The following is a 24000-nucleotide window of genomic DNA, read 5'->3' as shown; positions in this document are numbered from 1 at the left end:
TCTTGTGTTTAGATAGCGCGCTAGGCGACGCGCTAGGCGACGCGCAGCTTAAAGCGCTGCAGCTTGCCGGTTTCGGTACGCGGCAATTTGTCGATGAACCTGAGCGAACGGGGATATTTATACGGGGCGATCTGCAGCTTGACGAAATCCTGTAATTGGGTAGCCAGGGCTTCGCTCGGATCGAAGCCGGGTTTGAGCACCACATGCGCCTCCACCACCTGCCCGCGTTCCTCGCAAGGGCGCCCGACCACGCCGCATTCGGCCACCGCTTCATGGCGCAGCAGGGCGTCTTCGACTTCGGCGCCGGCGATGTTGTAGCCGGCCGAGATGATCATGTCGTCGGTGCGCGAGCGGTAGTAGAAGTAGCCGTCGGCGTCCATCTCGTAGGCGTCGCCGGTGAGGTTCCAGCCATCGCTCACATAATCGTTCTGGCGTTCGTCGGCCAGGTAGCGGCAGCCGGTCGGGCCTTTTACCGCCAGCCGGCCGATCACGCCCGGCCCCACCTGCCGGCCGCTCGCATCGAGAATGCAGGCCTGGTAGCCCGGCACTGGTTTACCGGTCGCACCTGGCCGGATCGCGTCGCCCGCAGCCGAAATGAAGATGTGCAGCAGTTCGGTCGCGCCGATACCGTCGATCATGCGCAGCCCGGTCGCCGCCTGCCACGCGTCGCGCGTGGCCAGCGGCAGCGCTTCGCCGGCCGACACGGTCCGGGTCAGGCTCGACAAATCGTAATTGGCGGCCAGCGGCGCCATCTGGCGGTAAAAGGTCGGCGCGGTAAAGCACACCGTGGCGCGGTATTTGTCGATGGCGGCCAGCAGCGTGTCGGGCGTGAGCTTTTCGAGCAGCACGCCGGCCGCGCCAACGCGCATCGGGAACAGCAACAGCCCGCCCAGGCCGAAGGTGAACGCCAGCGGCGGCGTGCCGATGAAAATATCGTCCTCGCGCGCTTGCAAGGTATGGCGCGGGAAGCAGTCGCAAATGGCCAGCACGTCGCGGTGGAAGTGCATCGTGCCCTTCGGGATGCCGGTCGTGCCCGAGGTAAAACTGATCAGGCATACATCGTCGGCGGCGCTGGCGTGCGCGGCGAACGGCACCGGGTGCCGCGCCATCATGGCCTCGATGGAGGCCGGGTTATCGGGGTCGTTGAACGTCACCACATGGCGCGGCAAGGCGGAAACGGCGTCGATCTCGCCGCGCAAGGTGGCGGAGCACAGCACCGCGTCCACATTGGCCTTGTCGACGATGGCGGTCAGTTCGCGCGCGCGCAGCAGCGGCATGGTGGGCACGGCGATCAGGCCGGCCTTGAGCACGGCCAGCAGGCAGGCCGCCATCATCGGGTTGTTCGCGCCGCGCAGCAGCACGCGGTTGCCGGTGACCAGTCCCAGGTCGGCGCGCAGCACGTAGGCGATGCGGTCGACCCGGCGCTGCAGTTGCGCGTAGGTCCAGCTTTCGTGCTCGCCGACGATGGCGATGCGCTCGCCCGCGCCGCGCTCCACGGCCGCGTCGAGCAGTTCGGCGGCGCAGTTCAGCTGCGATGGGTACTGCAGTTCGGGGAGGTCGAACAGGAAGGCGGGCCATTGGCCCGGCGGCGGCAGGTGTTCGCGCGCAAAGCCGTCCTGGTAGGCCGAAGCGCTCAATGCCGATGCCGTCGAATGTGTCATGGTCGCCCCGGGAAAAGTGTCAGTCGTTCACCGAGAGATACTTTAGACCTAAACTATCACAACATCAAGCGCTTTCGCGCAGCGCCGTCAGGAGGCGCCGCCTACCCGTTTGAGCGCTTCGCTCTGGTGCATCGCCGAGCGCACCACCTCGGCCAGCGCCAGCTTGACCTGGGCAGGATCGAGCGCGCCGGGCTGCAGCGACTTGAGGGTGTCGGCCGCGCCGTCCAGGCCCAGGGTGAGGCAGCCGGCATGCAAGCGTTCGATGCGCACGCGGGCCGCGCCATCGTCGCCGCGTTCGAGCAGGTCGGCGATGTCGGCGCCGGCCGCGGCCACCTGCGATTGCAGCCCGCCCAGGTAGACCATCAGGCGCTCGGCCCCGATCCCCAGGCGCAGCAGGGTCGCCTGCACTTTTTCGGCGCGCGGCGCCACCGCGATCGGATCGCGCCCGGTCAGGCCGGCCATGTGCTCGCGCACCTGCTCGCCCTGGAACGGCTTGACGATGTAGCCCGACGCGCCAAGGCCGCTGGCCTGGTCGACCGTATCGCGGTCGGTGGCCGAGGAAACCAGCACGAACGGCATCGTGCCCAGTGCGCCGTCGGCGCGCACGCGCTGCAGCAGGTCCATGCCGGACAGGCGCGGCATGCGCAGGTCGCAAAAACAGATCGCCGGGCGCAAGCCCTGTTCCAGCTGGTCCCAGGCGTCAGCGCCGTCTTCCGCTTCGAGGATTTCGTATTTGCCGCAGGCGTCGATCAAGTGCATCAGCACCATGCGCGATACGATGTCGTCATCCACCACCAGAACCTTCATTTGGCCACCTCCCGTACGCAGCAACGCCACAAAACATCCTTTCCGATCACGTTCAGGCGAATATTACAGCATATGCATGACGGGTCAGCGCTTGAGCGACTACAAGTTGTCGTAGGCGGACAGCAGTTCGCGCAGACGCGGCATGGCCGCCGCGATCGCGTCCCAGCGGCGCGCGTCGGCCGCTTCTTCCATTTCGCCCGATAACTGGTGCAGTTCGGCCGCTTCCAGATAGGACGAGCTGCCCTTGAAACCGTGCAGCAGGCGGCCCGCCGTTTCGGCGTCGTGCATGGCGATGGCTTGTTCCAGCTCGGCGCGGCGGCCCGGCAGGTCGCTGGCAAAGGCGGCCCGCATGCGCGCCTTCAGGTCACTGGCGCGCCGTCCGGCGTTGTGCGCGGCAGGTCCCGCCAGCGGCGCCGGCCCCGTATCGACGCCGAACATGGCGTCCAGCTCCGAGGTGCTCGGCGCGCGTTCCACGCGCGGCTGCGGCATCGGCGAAAGGCTGATGCCGCGCTGGAGCTGGCGCTCGATGGCGCGGCTCAGGTGATGATGCAAGGCCGCTTCGTCGATCGGCTTGGTCAGGAAGTCGTCCATGCCGCACGCGAGGTAGCGGCTGCGGTCTTCCTCGCTGGCGTTGGCGGTCAGGGCCACGATCATCAGTTCCTGGTCGCGCACCGGCGCTTCGGGCGGGCCGCCGGCGCGGATCAGGCGCGTGGCGGACGCGCCGTCCATCTCGGGCATGCGCCCGTCCATCAGAATCAGGTCGTAGCGGGTACGCGCGCACGCCGCCACCGCCAATAAGCCGTTGTCGGCGATATCGACCTTGTGCCCCAGGTCTTCCAGCATCATGCGGATGATGATCTGGTTGGTCGGGAAGTCTTCCGCGCACAGCACTTTCAGGCGGTGGCTGTGCGGCTCGCGCGGCACGTGCGGCACCATCGGCGGGGCCACGCCGTCGGCCAGCGGCAGCAGCACGCTGAAGGTGCTGCCCACGCCCTCAAGGCTCTCGACGCTGATCGAGCCGCCCATCAGATCGACCAGCTGGCGGCAGATCGCCAGTCCCAGACCGGTGCCGCCGTAGCGCCGCGTGGTGGTGCTGTCGGCCTGCTCGAACTTCTGGAACAGGCGCTCGAGCGCGTCCTGGGCGATGCCGATGCCGGTGTCGCTGACCGAAAAGCGGATCACGTTTACCCCCGGCGCGCTGCCCTCGCCCGGGGCCACCCGTTCGACCGCCAGGCGCACCGCGCCGTTGTTGGTGAACTTGAAAGCGTTGCCGACCAGGTTGACCAGCACCTGGCGCAGGCGGGTCGGGTCGCCCACCACGAAGCGCGGCAGGTCCTCGGCCAGCGCCACGTCAAAGCCCACGCTCTGGGCGGCGGCCTGCTCCTCGAACAGGCTGACCACGTTTTCGACGGCGGCGGTGAGCGCGAAATCGATGTTTTCGATGGTCAGCTTGCCCGCCTCGATCTTGGAAAAATCGAGCAGGTCGTTGATGATGGTGAGCAGCGACTGGGCGTTGGCCTGCCCGCGCAGGATCTGCTCGCGCGTGCTTTCCTGCAGGTGGCCGTCGCGCAGCGCAAAGCCCAGCATGCCGATTACGCCGGCCAGCGGGGTGCGCATTTCGTGGCTCATATTGGCCAGGAATTCGGACTTCTGGCGCGTGGCGTCTTCGGCCTTTTGCTTGGCCAGGCGCAGTCGTTCATCGTTTTCCTGGAGCGCGCGGTTGGCCAGCGCCAGTTCGTCCGTGTTCAGGCGCACCTGGCGTTCCTGCTCGACCAGGCGCGCCTGGGTTTCTTCCAGCTCGCGGTAGGCGCGCGCGTTATCGAGCGCCACCGCCGCGTGCGCGGCCAGTGTCTTGAGCATGTCCAGGTGCACGCGGTGATACGCATTGATCTCCACGCTCTGCACGCACAGCACGCCCATCATGCGTTCCTTGACGATCAGGGGCACGTACATCATCGCCACCGGCAGCGAGCGCGGCGTGCCGTCCACCCGCAGCGGCGGGATCGGCACGGCGCTCTGCTCGGCGTCCAGGTAGCGCGCATATTCGACCTCGAGGTTGTTGATGAACACTTCGCGCCGGTGCTTCAGGCACCACACCGCAAACTGGTGCGGATCGTCCAGCGGGCGCGTATAGAACTGGCTGCGCACGCCCTGGTCCATCGCGAACGGAAACTCGATCACGCCCGCATCCTCGCGGTAAAAGCCGATGCCGAAAATGCGCGCATCCATCAAGTGGTGCACGTGGCGGTACACCGTGCCCATGATGGTTTCCATGTCGAGCGTGGCGGTCAGTTCGCGCCCGATTTCCGACAGCACCGAGATGTTCCGGTGCGCCAGCTCCACGTTCTCTTTCTGGCGCTCGACTTCTTCCTTCTGGCGTTCGGCGTCGAAGCGGCGCTGCTCGGCCTCGGCGCGCTGGTTGTCGGCGTCCAGGCGCTGCGCTTCGAGCTCGCGCTTCTGGCGCTCCAGCAGGCGGTTCTGCTGCTCGACTTCGACCGTGCGCGCGCCGACCTGGGTTTCCAGCAGATCCTTCTGGCGCCGCAGTCCCGACAGGCGCGCGCGGTAGGCCCAGTAGGCGCTGCCCAGCACCAGCAGCACCGACAGGGTGCGGAACCACCAGGTCTTCCACAGCGGCGGCAGGATCGTGATGACCATGCTGGCGCTGTCGTCGCTCCACACGCCATCCTTGTTGGCGGCGCGCACGCGGAAGGTGTAGGTGCCCGGATCGAGGTTGGTGTAGGTGGCGAAACGGCGGCTGGCGTCGGTGTTGACCCAGTTCTGGTCGAAGCCCTCGAGCCGGTACGAAAACAGGTTGCGTTGCGGGGCGGCGTAATGCAAGGCCGAGAACTCGAGCGAAAACACCGAATCGGCCGCGCCCAGGGTAACCGCGCGGGTCGACTCGACCGGCCCCTTGAACAGGCCGGGACGCGCCAGCGCGGCCGGCTTGTTGAAGATCTGGAAACCGGTGATGACCGGGCGCGGGGCGATCAGGTTGTCGCTGATGGCCTTGGGATTGAAGGCGGTGACGCCATTGAAGCCGCCGAAGTACATGGTGCCGTCCGGCGCGCGCAGGGCCGAGCCGTCAAAGTAGGCGCCTTCGATGGTGCCGTCGCCGGCGCTGTAGTTGCGGAAGGTGCCCGTGGCCGGATCGAAGCGCGAGATGCCGGTGTTGGTGCTCACCCACAGTTTGCCCTCCTCGTCTTCCAGGATGGCGGCAATCGCATCGTCGGCCACGCCGTCGGCCACGGTGTAGCGGCGGAAGCTCACCGCGCCGGCGGCGCCCGGGCCGATCGTCATTTTGTTCAGCCCTGCCGCGGTGCCGACCCACAGCGTGCCCTTTTTATCTTCGTGCAGATAGTGCACTTCGTCGTGACTGAGGCTGGCCGGGTTGGCCGGATCGTGGCGGAAGTGGCGGAATTTGCCACTCGCGCGATCGAACATGTCGAGCCCATCGAAAGTGCCGATCCACAGCTGGCCGCGCCGGTCTTCGAGCAGCGGGCGCACCACGTTGTCGGCCAGGCTGGAACTGTCGGCCGCGTCGTGGCGGTAGGTGACGACGGCGCGCGTGGCCGGGTCGAGCCGGTGCAGGCCGCCGCGCGAGGCGATCCACATCATGCCGGCGCGGTCGGACAGCATGCCGCGGATATGGTTGCCGTCCGGGTCGCCCTCGGCGAACGACTGGCGCGTGAAATTGCCGCTGGCGGCATCGAAACGCGCCACCCCCGAATGGCTGCCGATCCACAGCATGCCGTCCTGGTCGTGCGCCAGCGCGCTGGCCGGAATGCCGGCCAGGCTGTTCGGGTTATCGGGATCGTGGCGGTACAGGCGCGCCTGGCCGCTCTCGGGGTCGAGCCGGTTCAAGCCGCTGTTGGCGCCGATCCACAGGTCGCCTCCGGGGGCGGCGGCGATCGCGCGTACCTTGTTGTCGGACAGGGTATCGGCAATTTCGGCGTGGCGCGCAATGCGCGCAAAGCCGCCGCTGTTCAAGTCGACCCGGCTCACGCCGGCGTACCAGGTGCCGACCCAGAAGGTGCCGACGCGGTCGCGGTACATGGCCGAAATCTGGTTGTCGGCCACACTGTGCCGGTCGCCCGGCAGGTGGCGGTAATTGGCGAAACGGCGCGTGGCCGGCTGCCAGCGATACAGGCCGTCGGTATGGCTACCGGCCCACAGGTTGCGGTCCTGGTCCTGGTACAGGGTGGTGACGTAGCCCGAACGCAGGCCGTCCGGCGCGCCCAGGCGCCGCCGCTGCGCGGCAGGACTGCCGATCTTCCAGCTTTCCAGGCCACCCAGGCTGCCGATCCACAGGGTCTGGTCGGCGTCGACCAGCAAGGCCTGCACCATATTGTTCTTGTGGTCCAGGCCAGGGGCCGGATGGTGCTCGAAGGCGCGCGCGCCAACCGCCAGGCTGTCCACGCCGGACGAGGTGCCGACCCAGACACGCCCGCCGGCGTCGACCGCCAGCGCGTTGACCTGGTCGTCGGCCAGGCTGCCCTCCTCGCCCGCCACATGGTGCCACACCTTGAAGCGCCCGCTCACCATGTCGAAGTGCTGCAGGCCGTCGCTGGTGCCCAGCCACAGACCCTGGCGGCCGTCGCCGGCGATCGCGCGCACGTGCAGGTTGCCGTTGCCGCGCTTGACCGGTTCATTCGGCGCGTAATGGATGAAAGTCTGGGTGACCGGATCGAAGCGGTCAAGCCCGCCGTCGGTGCCGATCCACAGGCGCCCGCCGTGGTCCACGTGCAGCACGCGCACCCAGTTGTTGACCAGGCTGCGCGGATTGCTGACCACATTGCGCCAGGTGGTGACGCGGTAGCCGTCGAAGCGCGACAGGCCGGCCTGGCTGCCGAACCACATGAAGCCGTCGGCGTCCTGGGCCACCGCCAGCACCGATTCCTGGGCCAGGCCCTGTTCCACGCTCAGGTGCTCGAAGCGCAGGGTGCGCGCGGGCGCGGCCTGGCTGCCGGCGAAAGGCAGGCAGCACAGCACCAGGAACAGCGCGCACAGGGCGCGCAGGCGGCGGATCGGGTTCAGGCAAGCACTCCTTCATCGGGCATGCCGGCGCGCAGGCGGGTTAACTGGCGCCGCACCGACTCGCTCACTTCGCCCAGCACCAGGGCCACGGTGCGGGCGTCGGGCAGGCCACGGCGCGCGTTATCGAGCTGCGAGGCCACGTGCCACAGGCCGAGCGTCATGCAGCCGGTATGCACCGAATCGATGCGCAGGCGGGCGTCGGCGCCCTCGCCGGCGTCGAGCAGCGCGACGATATCGACGCGCCCGGCCAGCAACTGCTCGGCGAACGCGGCCAGGTAGGCGGCCAGCCGGTCCGGCCCGATGTTCAGGCGGCGCATGGTGGTGGCCGGGTCTTCGGCCAGTTTGTCGAGCGTGATGCGGAAGATTTTCTCCAGATGCGCGCGCGCTTCGGCCGCGTGCAGCGGTTTGAGGATGTAGCCGACCGCGCCCAGGGTCACCGCCTGCAGCACGGTGTCGCGGTCGGAGGCCGACGACACCAGCACGAACGGCACCTGGGCCAGGTGCGGGTCGCCCTTCATGCGCTCCAACAAGGCGATGCCGGACATGCGCGGCATGCGCACATCGCAAAATACGATCACCGGATGCAGGCCCGCTGCGAGCAGGTCCCAGGCGGCGGCGCCGTCTTCGGCTTCGACCAGGTCGAAAATGCCGTACACCGACAGCAGGTCCATCAGCGCAATGCGCGAGACGACGTCGTCGTCGACAATCAGTGCTTTCATGACGTTCTCCATGGCGGTGGGCCGCATCAAAGGTTCAGGAGCCAAAAAAGGCCAGCACATCGGCGCGGCGCGCGTGCGTGTCGCGCTGGCCGAGCTGGATCAGTTCACAGGTGTAGCTCGATTCGAACAGCAGGTACGAGGCCAGCGCCGAGCCGCGCGCCTCGGTCGCGCCGATCCCCGAGAGCATGGTGCGGATCGGCGCCGGCAGGCTGGCCGTGTGGCGGCTGGCGATCACGTCGAGCCGTTCGGACGGGGCGATCACCAGCAGCTCCACCGGTTTCAACGGCATCTTGCTGCGGTATTCCTCGGGCAGCAGCGACAGGGTCAGGTTGATGCGGTTCAGGCGCTCGATGTCGACCGCCAGGCTGTCGAGGAAAATCGAGGACATGGCGTGCCCGGCGATCTGCGCCAGGCTCGGATAGCGCGCCTGGCCGGGCGTGTCGCGGGTCGGCTCGGACAGGCGACCGGCGCCCACCACCAGCACCTTCGACGCCCCCAGGTGGATGGCCGGCGAAATCGGCGCGAGCTGGCGCATCGAGCCGTCGCCGCAAAACTCGCGGTGGCTGCCCAGGTACAGCGGCACGGCCGGAAAGATGAAGGGAATCGCCGACGACGCCAGCAAATGCTCGACCCCGATCTGGTCCTGCAGGGCGATGCGCTGCATGCGCACCCACGGCGCGATGTCGGCGGCGGTCTGGTAAAAGGTGATGTGGTTACCGGCGGTGTAGGACGAGGCGGTCACCGCCAGCGCATGCAGCAGGCCGTCGGACATGGCCGCGTCCAGGCGCGGCAGGTCGAGCATGCGGTGCAACAGGCCCACCAGCGGGGTGTTGTCGAGCAGCGAGGCGGGCGGCGCGGCGCGCCATTTGCGCAGCAGCCAGCCGAACGAGAGCAGCGAGAGCCAGCGCGCGCCCGAGCGCAGCACGCCCAGCGAATCGGCGCGGTAGACCTGCTCGACGCGGAAGTTTTCCCACACATCGAGCAGCTTTTGCACGCCCTCGCCGAAGTTGTCGGCGCGGCAGGCCAGGGCCACGGCGTTGATCGCGCCGGCCGAGGTGCCGCAGATGATATCGAAGGGATTGCGCGCGGGCCGCCAGCCGGCCTCCCACAAAATTTGCGAGATCGCCTGCAGCACCCCCACCTGGTAGGCGGCGCGCGCGCCACCACCGGTAAGGATCAAGCCCGTTTTCGGTTCCGTTTCCATCCGCCAAGCGTATCAGGGTCTGCCCGCCTTGCGGGAGAAACTTAGGGCTTGTACACTTTTTACAATAGCTTGACTTTCACCCTCAGTCGCCCTTGGCCACGCCTTCGCGGCGCGGATCGGCGCCGCCAAACCACCATGGCTCGCCGTGGATCAGGATGCGCTGCACGCCGTGCAGGCCGGACGTCATCTCGTAGCTGCGCAGGGCATGCCCGCGCGCCTTGAGTTCCTCCTGCACGGCGGGAGAAAAGCGCCCGGTTTCCAGCTCGGTCGGGCCGTTGCGGCTGCCGAAGTTCGGCAGGCTGATGGCCTGCTGCACGTTCAGACCCCAGTCCAGGGTGCCGACCAGGGTCTTGGCCACGTAGTTGATGATGGCCGGCCCGCCGGGCGAGCCGATCGCCAGCACCAGTTTGCCGCTCTGGCGGTCGAATACGACGGTGGGCGACATGGCGCTGCGCGGGCGTTTGCCGGCCTGCACCCGGTTCGCCACCGGCCCGCTCGCGTCGACCGAATCGAAGGAAAAATCGGTGAGCTGGTTATTCAGGATGAAGCCATCGACCATCTGGCGCGACCCGAAGGCGTCTTCCACCGTGGTCGTCATCGACAGGCCGGCGCCTTTGCCGTCCACCACCACGAAGTGCGAGGTCGATGGCGTTTCGATCGCGTTATCGAGCCCCCACGCCACTTCCATGCCCGGCGGCGTGCCGGCACTAGCGGTGCCCATCGACTTGTCGCCGATCAGGGAGGCGCGCTGGCGCAGGTAGGCTTTGTCGATCAGGCTGGGAATGCCGCGTCCCGGCAGCGGCACGAAGTCGGTGTCGGCCGCGTAGCGATTGCGGTCGGCGTAGGCCAGGCGCCCGGCTTCGGTGAACACATGCACGGCCTCAGACCCCAGCACCCCGTTTACCGGCGCATAGGCGCGCATGTCGCGCGTCTCGAGCATGCCCAGCATCTGCGCCACGGCGATGCCGCCCGACGATGGCGGCGGCATGCCGCACACCGTGTAGGCGCGGTAGTCGCTGCACACCGGCGCGCGCACCTTGGGCTGGTAGCCGCCGATGTCGGCCGCCGTCAACAGGCCGGGATTGGTTGGGTGCCCCGCCACCTTGGCCGCAATGTCTTTGGCGATGCGGCCCTTGTAGAAAGCATCGGCGCCGCCGGCGGCGATCTCGCGCAGGGTGGCCGCCAGCGCCGGGTTGCGCAGCTGGTGGCCGATCGGCCAGGGCTTGCCATCCTTATCATAGAAATAGGCGGCCGCCACCGGGTCCTTGCGCAGGTGCTGGTCGAACATCAGCATGCCATTCAAGCGCTGGCTGACCGGAAAACCCTTGTCGGCCATGGCAATGGCCGGCGCGAACAGCGCCTTCCAGGGCAGCTTGCCGTGCTGGCGGTGCGCCATCTCGAGCATGCGCAGCACGCCGGGGGCGCCGACCGAACGGCCGCCCACCACGCCGGCGGTGCGCGCGAGCGGCGTGCCATCCTTGTTCTGGAACAGGTGCTCGTCGGCGGCGGCGGGCGCGGTTTCGCGGCCGTCGAAGGCTTGCACGTTCTTGCCGTCGTAGTGCATCAAAAAGGCGCCGCCGCCGATGCCGGACGATTGCGGCTCGACCAGGGTGAGCATCAACTGGGTGGCAATCGCCGCGTCGATGGCGCTGCCCCCCTTGCGCAATATCTGGTAGCCGGCGTCGACCGCCAGCGGATTGGCTGCGGCGACCATGAATTTCTTGGCGGCCCAGCCGGCCTTGTCGGCATAGCCGGTATGGATTTCGGGCGCCTCGGCCGCGCGCACGGCGGCGTCCTGGGCGAATACGGGAGCGCCGAACAACAGCAGCGCGAAAGGAAGGTACTTCAACCTGAGCATGGATTCTCCAATGAGAAACGCGCGGCACCTACAGCAGGGCCGCGCGTCCGATCCCGCTATCGTACAGTAAATGAATTACTTGGGCTGCATGCGGATCGCGCCGTCAAGACGGATGGTTTCGCCATTGAGCATGGTGTTTTCGATGATGGCACGGGCCAGGTGCGCGTATTCGGCGGGACGGCCGAGACGCTGCGGGAACGGCACCATGTTGCCCAGCGCGCCGCGTACCTCTTCCGGCATCCCCATCAGCATCGGGGTTTCGAAAATGCCGGGGGCGATGGTCATCACGCGCACACCGCTGCGGGCCAGGTCGCGCGCCATCGGCAAGGTCATGCCGGCCACTGCCGCCTTGGACGACGCGTAGGCCGCCTGGCCGATCTGGCCGTCGAACGCCGCCACCGACGCGGTATTGATGATGATGCCGCGCTCGCCCGACTCGAGCGCTTCGGTCTTGCCCATGGCGTCGGCGGCCAGGCGCGCCATATTGAAGGTGCCGACCAGGTTGATGTTGACGGTGCGCTGGAACACGTCCAGCGGATGCGGGCCGTCCTTGCCCACGGTCTTGACCGCGGGGGCGACGCCGGCGCAGTTGACCAGGCCACGCAGGGTGCCCATGGCGAGCGCGGCGGCGACGACAGCCTGGCCGTCGGCCTCCAGCGTGACGTCGCACTTGACGAACGTGCCCTTGAGTTCAGCGGCCAGCGCTTCGCCCGCCTCGACCTGCACGTCGGCCAGCACCACTTTGCCGCCGGCCTCGGTGATCATGCGCGCCGTCGCCGCGCCCAGGCCCGATGCGCCGCCCGTGATGATGAATACATTGTCCTGAATTTGCATGGTGTCCTCTTTCTCTTATCGGTTCTTTTGACGTTTACGTAAACGTCAAGTACCCGGATTGTAGCGAACTTTTCGCGGAAAACACCAGTCGCGCCGCATTAAAAGCACTGAACCACACCGCCATTGCTGGTGCAGGAGCGCCCTTGCGGACCGATCACGCTGTTACCGGCGGCGCCGTTGTAGCGGACCCCGTTCACATCGGTGCAGCCGCCGGCGTCGCAGCCGCTGATGACGGCCGGCGGCGGCGCGATGGCCGATGGCGCCACCGCCGACGGTATCGGCCGGGGGCCCAGCGGCACCGGCGGCGGCGCATCCAGGCGCGGGCCGTAGGCGGGCATGCCGTCGACGACCTGGCGCACGGCGCGCCGTTTGGGCGGCGCTTTTTTGGGCGGCGCACTCTTGCCCGGTTCAGCGTTGAGCCGGGCTGCGGGCGCGGCCGGCGCGACATCGTTCCGCGCCACCGCGTCGCCGGCGGCCAGGAATGCCGCCAGGAGCACGGCAATTTTCAGCATGAGCATGATGTCACCTCGCATGAGGTTGATTGATACGGCCAGACTACCATTTTTAACAGGATCATGCCGCCAGCCGAACGTGCCGATGCCGGACAAAACAGCATCATTTATTTGCAAACCAACAAGTTCTATTATTGACCAGAAGTGTTATTAAGACGATAATTGACGGTTCCCTTCCGACCGCACAACCGGCATCCCACACATGAATATCCTCAGCGCCAGCCAGCTCGACGCCTACCTCGACCAGACCGAAGCCGCCCTCGAACAGCAGGTGGAGGCCGAGCTCGACCCGGAATTGATCGGCGCCGGCCTGAAAACCGCGCTCGAAAGCCAGCACTTCCATGCCGACACCATGGGCGGCGTGCGCCGCCTGTTCCGCTTGTGGATACGCGCGCGCGCGCCGGCGGCCGGCCTGCGCCTGCTCGACGGCGACGGCCGCGCGGCGCTGGCCGCCCTGCCGGGTTCCGAACGGCCCGCATGGCAGGTCAGCGCGGCCATCTGGCGCGTGGAAGCGCGGATCGCGCAGGGCGATCGCGGCGCCGTGCAGGCCGCCTTCGAAGACGTGCTGGCGCTGTTGGTATCGTTGCCGGAATCGCTAGCCTACGACCGCGCCTGGGAATACCTGGACGAGGAAAGCGCGGCCTTCGGCGTGCACGCCGTCACGCGCCGCTGCGCCGAAGCGCGCAACGCCTTGCAGCGCGCCGACCCGGAGCGCGCCGCTTACCGCGCCTGGGACGATGCGCAACTGGCCATCCGCCAGTCGCACAGCTTCGCGCTGGAAGGCGACGCGACGCTGGCGCGGCAGGCCGGCGAACGCGCCATCGGCATCCTGGCCGGGGCCGCGCCGGACCAGGATATCGACCATCACGACTGGCTGCGCGCCGGCAATGCGCTGGTGCAGGTCCTGCCCGACGCGGTCGCGGGCATCGTGGCGCAGGCGCGCGCGCGCATCCCGGCGGCGACCGTGTTTTTCCCGCGTCGGAATATCGACGTGCGCATCGCGCGCCTGGAAGCGCGCGCCCTGCACCAGCAAGGCGCGCTCGACCAGGCGCTGGCCAGGCTGGAACTGGGGCGTGTCACCCTGCTCGACGATGACGGCGACCACATCGGCGCCCTCATGCTCGACTGGCTGCTGGAAGCGGGACGGCACGACGCGGCGGCGCGCCTGGCCTTCGAATCGGTCTTGTACGAGCGCCGGATATCAGCGCCGCATGCGGCAGCGGCGGCGCAGCGCGTCGCCGGCGACGGCACGCCGCAACAGCCATACTGGCATCTGGCACTGGCCTGCGCCACCATGGCCGACGCCACCGCCGGGGTGCGCGGCGACGAAGACCAGGCCGCCTACATCGGCCGCCATCTGGCGCTGGCGCGCGCCGGGGGCGGCGCGCAGCCCGCCGCCGACGCGGTCGAAGCACTGTGGCTGATCGCCTCGGCGCAAGACTACCCGCGCGCCTTGCCCTTGCTGGAATCGGCGGCGCGCGACCCGGCGCTGCTGCAGTCGAGCGTCGTCTTCAAGCTCATCGTGGCGCGCATCCGCGTGCACGGCGCCCAAGCCGCGCTGGCCATGCCGTTCGTACCGGCGTCGAACGGCCTGTCGTGCTACAACATCGGCGTGATGCTTGGGTCCGAGCTTAACGATGCGCTGCCCGAGGGCCTGACAGTACCGCAACAACAGGCGAAGGCGCTCGGCGCGCGCTACTACCAGGCCGGCCTGGCATGCTTCGAAGCGTTTGTCGCCAGCGGCCAGGGCCATCCGGGCGACGGTGAAGCGCACGTCTACTCGATGCTGTGCAATAACCTGGCGATCCACTACCGCTACGACAAATCCGACGCCGCCGCGGCGCTGGCCCTGCACCACAAAGGCATCGCCGCCAGCCCATTTTCGGAACACTTCGAGGGCGTGATGCGCAGCCACCAGAAGCTCGGCAACGACAGCGCCGTGGTCGACAGCGCCGAGCATCTGTGGCACTTCTCGGCGGACCACGGCTACAGCCGGCACGATCCGACCGACTACGTGGACGATGCCGCCGCCGCCCTGCACCGGCTCGGGCGCGACACCGACATCGCCATCTGGCTGCAGCGCCTGGACGACTGGTGGGCCGGCGTCGGCCAGGACGAGCGCGCGGACAACCAGAACAACTACACGCGCGCGCTGGTATCGGTGCTGTACTACATGGCGCAGACGCAGCCGGACGACGCCATGCTGCGCCTGGAAAGCGTGCTGCCGTCGGTGCCTGGCGCCGGTTCGCCCTACACCAGCCGCATCGCGGCCGACACGCTGCGCAGCCTGGGCCAGTTCGAACGCTCGCAAGCGATGTACCGGGATGGCCTGCGCTACATCAAGTCGGGCGACGACTGGCATGAGTCGCAGCGCACGGCGATCCTCCAGAATCTCGAAGAATGCAAGCGCCTGCAGCGCGAGGCCAAACCCTGGTGGAAGCTCTGGTAACCTGAGACATGACTATTCTCAGCGCAACCGGGCTCGACGCCTACCTCGACCAGACCGAAGCCGCCCTCGAACAGCAGGCCAGGGCCGAACTCGACCCGGAACTGATCCACGCGGGCCTCAAGAGCGCCATGCAGCGCCAGTGCTTCCGCGCCGACACCATGGGCAGCGTGCACCGCCTGTTCCAGCTGTGGTTGCGCGCGCGCGACCCGCTTGCCGGACTGCGCCTGCTCGAAGGCGACGGGCGCGATGTGGTCGCTGCGCTGCCGCAGGCCGAACGGGCGCAATGGCATATCAGGCTGGCCATGTGGGGCATCGACGCGCACATCGCGCAGGGTGACGCCACCGCCCTGCACGCGGCGCTCGACGCCGCCGTGACGTTGCTGGCATCACTGCCTGATTCGCCGGATCACGTCAGCGCCTGGAACTATCTCGACCTGAAAATACGGGAAGCGGGCGCGCACGCGCTGGAGCGCCGCAGTGCCCAGGCTTGCCACGCCCGCATCGCCGCCGACCCGGCACAGGCGTCTTTCCATGTCTGGAACGATGCCAGGCTGGCGCGGCGCCAGGCCGGCAGCTTCTGGCGCGAAGGCGACCAGGAGCAGGCCAGGCTGGCCGCCCGCCGCGCCATCGACATCCTCGCCAGTGCCAACGCCGGCGCCGACCAGAATACCGGCCACGACGAATGGATCCGGCTGGGCTACCAGCTCGCGGAGATCGTACCGGACGCCGTGGCCGGCATCGTGGCGCAGGCGCGCGCGCGCATTCCGGCGGGCAGTGGGGTGTTCAGGCTGCGCGAGATCGACGTGCTCATCGCGCGGCTCGACGCAATGGGCCTGTACTACCAAGGGGAGCTCGACCGGGCACTGGCCCACATGCGGCTGGGACGGATCGTCCTGGAGCAAGACAAGGATGACCGTTGTAACGCCGTCCTGCTCGACTGGCTGATGCAAGCGCAGCGCCATGAGGACAGCGCGCGCCTGGCCTTCGAATCGATCTTCCACCAGCATCCCTACTCGGCCGCGCATGCGCTCACGGTCACGCAACGCGCGCTCGACGATGGCCTGGCGGGCCAGCCGTACTGGCACCTTGCGCTGGCCTTTGCCGGCATGGCCGCCGCCAGCGCCGGGGTGCGCGCCGGCGAGGACGAAGCGGCCTACGTGCGGCGTCACCTGGCGCTGGCGCGCGCGCACAGCGGCCCCCACCCGGCGGCCGATGCGATCGAGGCCCTGCTGTTGATCAAAACGGCGGGCGATTACCACGCCGCCCTGCCGCTGCTGGAGGCGGCCGTGGGCGACGTCTCGCTCGCGCATGCGGACCTGGTTTTCAAGCTGTGGGTGGCGCGCATCCATGTGCATGGCGCGCCGGCCGCGCTGGCCATGCCGTTCGTGCCGGCGGCGAGCGGCGTGGCGTGCAACGACGTCGGCATGCATCTCGGTTACGCCCTTAATGACGTGCTGCCTGAAGGCGTAACGGTGGCGCGGGCCGACCTGCAGGTGCTGCGCGCGCGCTATTACGAAGCGGGCGTGGCGCGCTTCGACGCCTTTGTCGCCAGCGGCGAGGGTGATACGGGCGATGGCAATGCAAAAGTCTGTTCGGCGCTGTGCATCGGCCTGGCCGCCCACCACTACTTTTACCGGTCGGAGCCTGCCGTGGCGCTGGCGCTGCATCAGAAGGGCCATGCCGCCGCCCGCTTCCCGGAACACTTTCAAGGCGCGGTGAACTGCTACACCGCCCTCGGCGACGACGCCGCATTGATCGACAGCGCGGAACATCTTTGGCACTTCGCCGCCGACCACGGCTACAGCGCGCATCTGCCCACCGCCTACATCCCCGACGTCGTCGCCGCGCTGCACAAGCTCGGGCGCAACGCCGATATCGCCATCTGGCTGCAGCGGCTCGACGAGTGGTGGGCTCGCCTGGACCACAAGCAGCGCTCCGCGCACCAGCAAAAATACATGGGCGCCCTGGTATTGGTGCTCGCTTACATGGCGCATACGCAGCCGGGCGACGCCATGCTGCGCCTTGACCCCATGCTGCCGGCAGTGTCGGCGGCGGCCTGTCCGATCATGTGCGCTACAGCGGCGCATGCCCTGCGCAGCGCCGGTCAGCTCGCGCGCGCCGAACAGCTGTACCTGGAGGCGCTCGGTCACGTGGTCGCGGGCAATGCCTGGCACGAAGCGCAGCGCGCGTCGATCCTCGCGGGACTCGACCAGTGCCGGCGCCCGGACGCCCAGGCCAAGCCCTGGTGGAAGGTGTGGTAATGGCGACGACCCAATCGAAAACCAGCGCCTACGGCGCGCGCGACGTGGTCAACGCCCCGGCGCTCAAAGAGGCCATCGCCCGCCGCAGCGCGCAGCGCGGCGATGCGCCCGAGGTGGCCGAGTGGCTGGCCAATCACTTCTTCCGCTACGCGGTCGGCAATCTGGACGCGCCCGAACCGGCGCTGGCGCGCATCGCGTCAAGCGAGCAGGCGCGCGCCCTGTTCGCACCGGCCGCCGTGCCCCAATGGGTGACGGCGCGCCTGGGCAAGGATGCGGGCGAGGCCATGTGGTGGCTCGCGCCCGACGGCCCCGAGCTGCTTGCGATGGAAGCGAAGCTGGTCGAATTCTTGGGTGCGCGCCAGGGCACCGCGCTCGAGGGCAAGCTACAGCGCGTCAACTGCCGCCAGGCCTTGGCGCTGTGGAGCGCCGAACACGCCGCGTTCGAAGCGAAGAGCGCGTCCGGCTGGCGCGAACACCAGCCGGACGCGGTGGCAACACGCTGGCAGGGCGAGGCCGGCAGCGTGGTCGAACTGCTGCCATCAAGCCCGCAGCTGCGCGAGGAGATGGCCTTCGAAAGCCAGGTGATGCGCCACTGCCTGGGCCAGTTCAGCGACCGGCGCAGCCTGCGCGGCGGCTACGGTGAACACTACGCGGCGGCCTGCGAAGCGGGCCAGATGCGCCTGTTCAGCTACCGCAGCGGCAACGGCCATGCGCACATCACCATCAGCGCCCACGTCGTCGACGGCGGCCGCCTGCGCTTCGACCAGATCAAGGGCAAGCTCAATCGGCCGCCGGTGGAGCGTTTCCACGGCGAGCTGCTGGCGTTTTTGCGTGGTGTCGACAGCGACATCCATACGCCGCCGGACGCGCTCTCGATGGGCATGGTGCGCCTGCCCTCGGGCTGGGCAATGGTGGACGATGCGCGCGACGAGGCCGACCAGTTGTTCGTCGCCCAGCACTTCCCCGCCCTGTTCCCGCGCCTGGCGGCGCCGTCGGTGCTGGCCCAGTGGATCGCCGCCGCGCGCGCGCCCGAGCAATTGCAGGGTCTCGCGCTGCACCCGGGCGTGGCGCACGCGGTGAGGAGCGCGCGATGATGACGCTGGCCTTCGTTGCCCTGTTCGGGTGGGCGATCTACGCCGGGATCGCACACCTGTTTACAAGCCGCCCGCCCAAAAAACCGGGCAGCGTCAAGCTGCGCTACAAGTTCGACGCGCGCCAGAACCGCGCGCTGGCGCTGGCGCACCCGATTGCGCAGGCGCGCGACATGGCCGCCTACGCCAACCCGAAAGCGCGGGCACTCACGCCGCAGCAGGCGCAAGTGCTGCGCGCCAGCCTGCTGCATATCCTCGGCCTGCGCGCCAACATCGACGACAACGCGATCCGCGCCGCGCTGCCCGACGTGCTGCGGCGGCACTGGTTCCGCATCGATCTCGATCGCCTGCGCCTCGATGACGATCCGCGCGCGGCGATGGCGTTCGCCTCGGCGCGCGTGGCCTTCGCGGTGCGCAGCGCCACCTTGCTCGGCTGGATCGATCCGGCACTGCAATGGGAAGTGCTGTACCAGAACGCGCAACGCGCCAGCGATTGCTTCGGCAGCTGGCAGGAGTTCGGCGCCGCGCTCGCGCGCGGACGCCAGCAATGGATCGCCGGCGCGCGCGCCGACAGCCTGGGCGTGGCATTCGACGAGGCCAAACTCGCGCAGTGGCTGGGCACACGCAGCCACCCGTGGCGCCGCATGCCTTGGCACGGCCCGGTGCTGTTCGAGGCGCCGGCCACGCCATGACCATCCATTACAATCCGATGAAATGCACCGGCTGCGCGCAGGAGTTCGCGTTTCCGTCGATCGGACGCTCGTATACCGATTTACCGGAGGCGGGCGGGCGCCACGCCGCCCATTTCAGCGCCATGCTGCTGCAGCAGGCCTGGTGCCATGAATGCGAGGGCGCTTCCTGGGTCGAGCGCATTCCCGGCGAGCGCGAGTTCGCCACCGCCGCCGGTTTGCGGCGCCGGGCCGATCGCAGCGGCTACGAGGGCATCGACGACGACCTGCTGGAGATCGAGGACGACGATTTCCGCTGGCTGTACGAGCACCTGCCCCATCGCAAAGCGCCACCCAGGTGCCTGGTGTGCGCAAGTACGCATTTCACGCCGATCGACGCCACGCAACGCCAAACGCCCATCGTGCACGAGGCGTGCTGGGACAGCCCGATCGAGTTTCGCGGCTTTTCGATCGGCAGCGGCGGGCTGCAAACCGGCGGGCGCTCCTACGCGCATCGATTTTATGATGCGGAGGGCGATGTCGTGTGGGCGAAACTGTGCATGCAAGAGTTTCTCGTGGGTCGGCTCATTGTGATACTGCACGCCAGACGCCACGATCCGGCGCATGCCACGCTCGCTGCCGCTATCGATCTGGTCATCAACCGGGCCAGTGACGACGCACTCGCCGTGCTGGCGCCGCTGGCTGCGGCGAACAACCCAGCAGCACTCGGACTACTGGGCGCGCTGCACTACGTGGGCGAAGGCGTTGCGCACAGCGGAACCGAGGCCGTAAGCTTGCTGGAAAAAGCCAAGGCACTCGGCGACGCCTGCGCGGCGCATAACCTGGCCTCGCTGTACGCCACCGGTGCGGCCGGCGTCGCCAAGGACATCGCGCGCGCACGCCAGTTGTTCGCCGAAGCCCGCGCGATGGGCGGGCAGTACGAGCGCGACGACTTCTATGCGCACGACAACTTTACCGTGGCGAACCGTACCTTTTATCATCCAATCTGATTTCGCCCCCATGAGCAACCATCCCGACATCATCAGCGCCAGCCGTCTCGACGCTTTCCTGGACCAGGCCGAAGCCGCGCGCGCGCAGCAGCAGGAAGCCGGGATCGACCCCGCGCTGATCCGCGCCAGCCTCAAGTCCATGATGGACGCGGGGCGCTACCGCGCCGACACGCTGCCCAACGTACGCCGCCTGTACAGCCTGTGGCTGGGCGCGGGCGAACCGCTTGCGGCCCTGCGCGTGATCGACACCGATGGCGTCCAGCTGGTCGACGCACTGCCCGGGGACGAACGTGGCAGATGGCCGCTGAACCTGGCATTCTTTCGCATGGAGCCGCTGCACGCGCTGGGCGACCATGGCGCGTTTTGCGCCGGCCTTGAAGCCGCGTATGCGCTGCTGTCCGCCCTGCCCGCCGACCTGCAGTACGAGCAGGCCTGGGGACACCTGGCCGACCAAAGCGTGGACGCCGGCGCATACGAGCTGGCGCGCCGCTGCGCGCTCGGACGTCATGCGCTGGCGCGGGCCAACCCGGCACGCGCAAGCGCGCAGGCCTGGGACGACACGCTGATGGCCATCAGCACCGCGCACAGCTTCAAGCTGGAAGGTCGTGAGGAGGAGGCCAGGCAGTTCGGCGCGCGCGCCATCGAGGTGCTGGCCAGCGCCGGCGCCGACCAGGAGATCGATCATGGTGATTGGCTAAGCCTCGGTCACTCACTGGTCGAGATCGTGCCCGAGGCGATCGACGGCATTGTGCGCCAGGCGCGCGCGCGCATTCCCGACAAGGCGCTGATGTTCGCCCGGCGCGACATCGACGTGCGCGTCGCCCGGCTCGAAGCGCTGGCCCTGCGGCGCCAGGGCGCGCTCGGGCAGGCGCTCGACAAGATCGCGCTGGCGCGCACCGTCATCACGGGCGATGAGGACGACCGCTACAGCGGCCTCATGCTCGAATGGCTGTTCGAGGCGGGCCGCCACGCCGACGCCGCCAGGCTGGCCTTCGATGTGGTCTACCATGAGCAAGAGAGCACCGGGACGCACGCCTTGGGGGCGACCGGGCAGGCGCTCGCCGAAGGCCTGGACGGCCAGCCTTACTGGCAGCTGGCGCTCGCTTGCGCCGGCATGACCGGGAGCGAGGTCTGCGCAAGCGTGCGCGAAGGCGAGGACGAGGCACCGTATGTGGGCCGCCAGCTGGCGCTGGCGCGCGCGCTCGCGCCGGATCATCCGGCCATCGACGCGGTCGAAGGCTTGTACCTGATCAAGGCGGCGGGCGACTACCGGCGCGCCCTGCCGCTGCTGGAAGCGGCGGTGCGCGACCCCTCGCTGGCGAAATCGGACCTGGTCATCAAGCTGTGGCTGGCGCGCATCCACGTGCATGGCGCGCTGGCCGCGCTGGCGCTGCCGCTGGTGCCAGCGGCAGGCGCGCACGCCTGCTACGAGGCCGGCGTACACCTCGAGAGCCTGTTCGACGAACACCTGCTGGGAGTGGTGATCAATCCCAAGGAAGCTGCGGCGGTGCTTGTCGCACGCTACTACGAACTGGGACTGGCGCGCTTCGACGCCTACCTCGCCGGCGCGACCGGTCATCGCGGCGATGGCTTCGCACCTGCCTATGCAATGCTGTGCAATAACCTGGCCATTTACTACCGCGACATCCTTGGCGACACCGCGGGCGCGCTCGCGCTTCATCACAAAGGCATTGGCGCCAGCGCCCTGCCGCACCACTACGACGGCATCCTGAGCTGCCACCGGATGGACCGCAACGATGCGGGCATCGTCGACAGCGCCGAGATGCTGTGGCACAGCGCGGCCGCACATGGCGAAACCCAGCACCACCCGGCCCTCTACATAGACCATGTCTGCGCGGCCCTGCACCGCCTGGGGCGCGACGCCGACATCGCCATCTGGCTCGAGCGGCTGGAACAATGGTGGCGCGGTGCCAACGAGCAGACCCGCGCCGTGCTCGAAAAAACCTACCTGGGCACGCTGGTCGAGGTACTGTCGTCCATGATGCATACGCAGCCGGGCGACGCCTTGCCGCGCCTGGAAGCCTTGCTGCCGGCGGTAAGGGCGGCCGCCGTGGCCGGCACCAGCCGGGTTGCGGCGCACGCGCTGCGCACGGCCGGCCAGCCCCAACGCGCGCACGCGCTGTACATGGAGGCGCTGGAGCAGCTCACCGAAAGCGAAGAACGCCACACGACCAACGGCACGATGGCGCCGTTCGAGCGCTTCCAGGCCACTCTGTCGCGCACCGCGCACCATATCCGGCCGGGCCTGACGTGGCACGCCTCGCTGCGCGCGGACATCGTTGACGGCATCGCCGCATGCGCCAGCGCGCCGGCCACGGCGCGACCGTGGTGGAAGCGCTGGTGACCATGGCGCCCACCCTGCGCTCGCTCGAGGCGGCCGTCGCTGCGCTCGCGCGCACGCCCCGGTACCGCGACGTGGACCAGCGCTGGCAGCGCCTGATCGACCAGAGCGGCGAGGCCGGCGCGTTTGCACTCGAGCGCCGCTGCCTGGACGCGCAGTACGCGCTGCGCCTGGCCGATCCGGAACGCGCCGATTATCGCGCCTGGGACGGGGCGCAGCTGGCCATCCTGCGCGGGCGCAGCTATCTGCGCGAGGGCGACAGCGGGCACGCGCAGGCCGAAGGGATGGCGGCGCTGCGCCGGATGCTCGACGACGGCGGCACGCTGGCATGGAACGATTGCCTGACGCTGGCGCGCGACCTGGCGCGCCTGGCGCCGGAGCGCATGAGCTTCGTGGCGGGGCATATCCGTGCCCTGCGGCCGGCCGGCATGGCGCCAGCCAACCGGCGCGATCTCGAGATCCGCATCGCGCGGCTCGAAGCGAATGCGCAGTTCCGGCTCGGCCGGCACGATCTTGCCATCGCCTGGGCACGGCAAGGCCGCTACGGCACCTACACCGACAACGACGACAGTACCAACGCCGTGCTGCTCGACTGGCTGATGGAAGCCGGCCGCACCGATGAAGCGGCGGCGCTGGCGTTCGAATCGGTCTTCAACGAGCGCCCGGCCTCGTCCGGGCGCGGCCGCCTGATGGCGCAGGAGCAGGTCGACCTGGGACGCTCGCCCAGCCCGTACTGGCCGCTGACCCTGGCCTATGCCGCCGGCCGCGACGCGCCGACAGGCGTGCATGCCGCCTACCTGCAACTGGCGCGCGAGCGCGCGCCGGGCCACCCGGCCATCGACGCGGTGCAGGGCCTGCACCTGTTTGCGCAACAGGACGCGGCGCGCGCCCTGCCCCTGCTGGAAGCGGCGGTGCGCGATCCGGCCCTGGCCAATTCGGATGTGGTGCCGAAGCTCTGGCTGTGCCGCATGCGCGTGCACGGCGTGGCGCAGGCGCTGGCCATGCCCTTCATCGACTCGCCCAGCGCCGGCTGGTGCTACGGCATCGCCATGCAACTGACGCAAGAGACGCAACAGCAGTTGCCGTTGCACGAACCCTGGCCGCATGACGTGGTCGCGGCGCTGGCCACGCGCTACGACGAACAGGCGCTGGTGCAGTTCGAGCGTTTTTTCGAGACCGGCGCCGGCATGTTCCGCGACGCCCACATCCGTCTTTACGCCATCCTGTGCTGCAAGCTGGCGAACCGTTACCGCGCGCTGGACCCGCTTGACGCGCGCATCCCGGTGCTGCACGAAAAAGGCCTGGCGGTGATCCCGTTCGGGGAGCAGCATGAAGGCCTGCTGCGCTACTATCTCGACGCCGATGACAACGCGGGCATCGCCGACGCGGCGCAGCGCCTGTGGGATTTCGCGCAAGGCCATCGCGCGCCCGAGCACCGCCCGGCCGACTATATCGGCCGCGTGGTCAACGCCCTGCAAGCGCTCGGCCGCGACGACGAGGCCGAACGCTGGCGCGCGCGTTTGCAGTAAG

15 protein-coding genes are annotated in these 24000 nt (G+C 68.5%); 7 read left to right on the top strand and 8 right to left on the bottom strand.

All coding sequences use genetic code 11. The features are described from left to right. Positions 1-32 precede the first annotated feature (32 nt). The 8 genes from F0185_RS22810 to F0185_RS22775 all read right to left on the bottom strand — a co-directional run bounded on the left by F0185_RS22810 (position 33) and on the right by F0185_RS22775 (position 12635). Positions 33-1661, bottom strand: coding sequence for an AMP-binding protein (locus F0185_RS22810; RefSeq protein ID WP_229477148.1), 1629 nt, complete (start codon positions 1659-1661; stop codon positions 33-35). 87 nt (positions 1662-1748) lie between these two features. Beyond that, positions 1749-2468: a response regulator gene (locus tag F0185_RS22805; protein ID WP_167228352.1), complete on the bottom strand. Its 720-nt coding sequence runs from the start codon at positions 2466-2468 to the stop codon at positions 1749-1751. A gap of 99 nt (positions 2469-2567) precedes the next feature. Then, positions 2568-7457, bottom strand: coding sequence for a two-component regulator propeller domain-containing protein (locus F0185_RS22800; protein WP_370664053.1), 4890 nt, complete (start codon positions 7455-7457; stop codon positions 2568-2570). 41 nt (positions 7458-7498) lie between these two features. Continuing rightward, a complete protein-coding gene (locus F0185_RS22795) occupies positions 7499-8221 on the bottom strand; it encodes a response regulator (protein WP_167228350.1) in 723 nt (240 codons plus the stop codon). 34 nt (positions 8222-8255) lie between these two features. Continuing rightward, the gene (locus tag F0185_RS22790) at positions 8256-9425 is read right to left on the bottom strand and encodes a patatin-like phospholipase family protein (protein ID WP_166890597.1); all 1170 of its coding nucleotides are present in this window, start codon (positions 9423-9425) and stop codon (positions 8256-8258) included. An 82-nt stretch (positions 9426-9507) separates the two neighbouring features. Then, complete coding sequence (gene ggt, locus F0185_RS22785; RefSeq protein ID WP_167228348.1) at positions 9508-11283, bottom strand: gamma-glutamyltransferase; 1776 nt, start codon at positions 11281-11283, stop codon at positions 9508-9510. Between the two features lie 75 nt (positions 11284-11358). Beyond that, positions 11359-12117, bottom strand: a complete 759-nt coding sequence (locus F0185_RS22780) for a 3-hydroxyacyl-CoA dehydrogenase (protein WP_167228346.1) — start codon at positions 12115-12117, stop codon at positions 11359-11361. A gap of 98 nt (positions 12118-12215) precedes the next feature. Beyond that, a complete protein-coding gene (locus F0185_RS22775; protein WP_167228344.1) occupies positions 12216-12635 on the bottom strand; it encodes a hypothetical protein in 420 nt (139 codons plus the stop codon). Positions 12636-12831: 196 nt separating this feature from the next. Here F0185_RS22775 and F0185_RS22770 point away from each other — a divergent pair, with 196 nt between their 5' ends. From F0185_RS22770 to F0185_RS22740, 7 genes are read left to right on the top strand one after another with little or no spacing between them, the layout of a single operon-like run. Further along, entirely contained in the window at positions 12832-15078 is a 2247-nt protein-coding gene (locus F0185_RS22770; RefSeq protein WP_167228342.1) for a hypothetical protein, read from the top strand. Positions 15079-15086: 8 nt separating this feature from the next. Beyond that, on the top strand, positions 15087-17339 hold the full coding sequence (locus F0185_RS22765) for a hypothetical protein (protein ID WP_167228340.1): 2253 nt from the start codon (positions 15087-15089) through the stop codon (positions 17337-17339). Continuing rightward, the gene (locus F0185_RS22760) at positions 17339-18433 is read left to right on the top strand and encodes a hypothetical protein (RefSeq protein ID WP_167228338.1); all 1095 of its coding nucleotides are present in this window, start codon (positions 17339-17341) and stop codon (positions 18431-18433) included. Before F0185_RS22765 ends, F0185_RS22760 begins: the two co-directional genes overlap by 1 nt. Next, positions 18430-19122: a DUF1266 domain-containing protein gene (locus F0185_RS22755; RefSeq protein WP_167228336.1), complete on the top strand. Its 693-nt coding sequence runs from the start codon at positions 18430-18432 to the stop codon at positions 19120-19122. Before F0185_RS22760 ends, F0185_RS22755 begins: the two co-directional genes overlap by 4 nt. Further along, complete coding sequence (locus F0185_RS22750; protein ID WP_167228334.1) at positions 19119-20108, top strand: tetratricopeptide repeat protein; 990 nt, start codon at positions 19119-19121, stop codon at positions 20106-20108. The genes F0185_RS22755 and F0185_RS22750 overlap by 4 nt, the downstream gene beginning before the upstream one ends. Before the next feature lie 10 nt (positions 20109-20118). Then, positions 20119-22473, top strand: coding sequence for a hypothetical protein (locus F0185_RS22745; protein ID WP_167228332.1), 2355 nt, complete (start codon positions 20119-20121; stop codon positions 22471-22473). Continuing rightward, complete coding sequence (locus F0185_RS22740; protein ID WP_167228330.1) at positions 22425-23999, top strand: hypothetical protein; 1575 nt, start codon at positions 22425-22427, stop codon at positions 23997-23999. Before F0185_RS22745 ends, F0185_RS22740 begins: the two co-directional genes overlap by 49 nt. Position 24000: the final 1 nt, after the last annotated feature.

The sequence above is a fragment of the Massilia rubra genome, from assembly GCF_011682065.1.
GTDB classification, from domain to species: Bacteria; Pseudomonadota; Gammaproteobacteria; order Burkholderiales; family Burkholderiaceae_D; genus Telluria_A; species Telluria_A rubra.
Note: the sequence above shows the minus strand (reverse complement) of the source record. Positions and strands in the feature narration are given on the sequence as shown.

Coding starts and splice junctions, on each gene's coding strand:
- F0185_RS22770 (WP_167228342.1), top strand. CDS start 12,832: ATGAATATCCTCAGCGCCAGCCAGCTCGACGCCTACCTCGACCAGACC.
- F0185_RS22750 (WP_167228334.1), top strand. CDS start 19,119: ATGACCATCCATTACAATCCGATGAAATGCACCGGCTGCGCGCAGGAG.
- ggt (WP_167228348.1), bottom strand. CDS start 11,283: ATGCTCAGGTTGAAGTACCTTCCTTTCGCGCTGCTGTTGTTCGGCGCT.
- F0185_RS22790 (WP_166890597.1), bottom strand. CDS start 9,425: ATGGAAACGGAACCGAAAACGGGCTTGATCCTTACCGGTGGTGGCGCG.
- F0185_RS22745 (WP_167228332.1), top strand. CDS start 20,119: ATGAGCAACCATCCCGACATCATCAGCGCCAGCCGTCTCGACGCTTTC.
- F0185_RS22765 (WP_167228340.1), top strand. CDS start 15,087: ATGACTATTCTCAGCGCAACCGGGCTCGACGCCTACCTCGACCAGACC.
- F0185_RS22740 (WP_167228330.1), top strand. CDS start 22,425: ATGCGCCAGCGCGCCGGCCACGGCGCGACCGTGGTGGAAGCGCTGGTG.
- F0185_RS22775 (WP_167228344.1), bottom strand. CDS start 12,635: ATGCTCATGCTGAAAATTGCCGTGCTCCTGGCGGCATTCCTGGCCGCC.
- F0185_RS22780 (WP_167228346.1), bottom strand. CDS start 12,117: ATGCAAATTCAGGACAATGTATTCATCATCACGGGCGGCGCATCGGGC.
- F0185_RS22755 (WP_167228336.1), top strand. CDS start 18,430: ATGATGACGCTGGCCTTCGTTGCCCTGTTCGGGTGGGCGATCTACGCC.
- F0185_RS22805 (WP_167228352.1), bottom strand. CDS start 2,468: ATGAAGGTTCTGGTGGTGGATGACGACATCGTATCGCGCATGGTGCTG.
- F0185_RS22760 (WP_167228338.1), top strand. CDS start 17,339: ATGGCGACGACCCAATCGAAAACCAGCGCCTACGGCGCGCGCGACGTG.
- F0185_RS22795 (WP_167228350.1), bottom strand. CDS start 8,221: ATGAAAGCACTGATTGTCGACGACGACGTCGTCTCGCGCATTGCGCTG.
- F0185_RS22810 (WP_229477148.1), bottom strand. CDS start 1,661: ATGACACATTCGACGGCATCGGCATTGAGCGCTTCGGCCTACCAGGAC.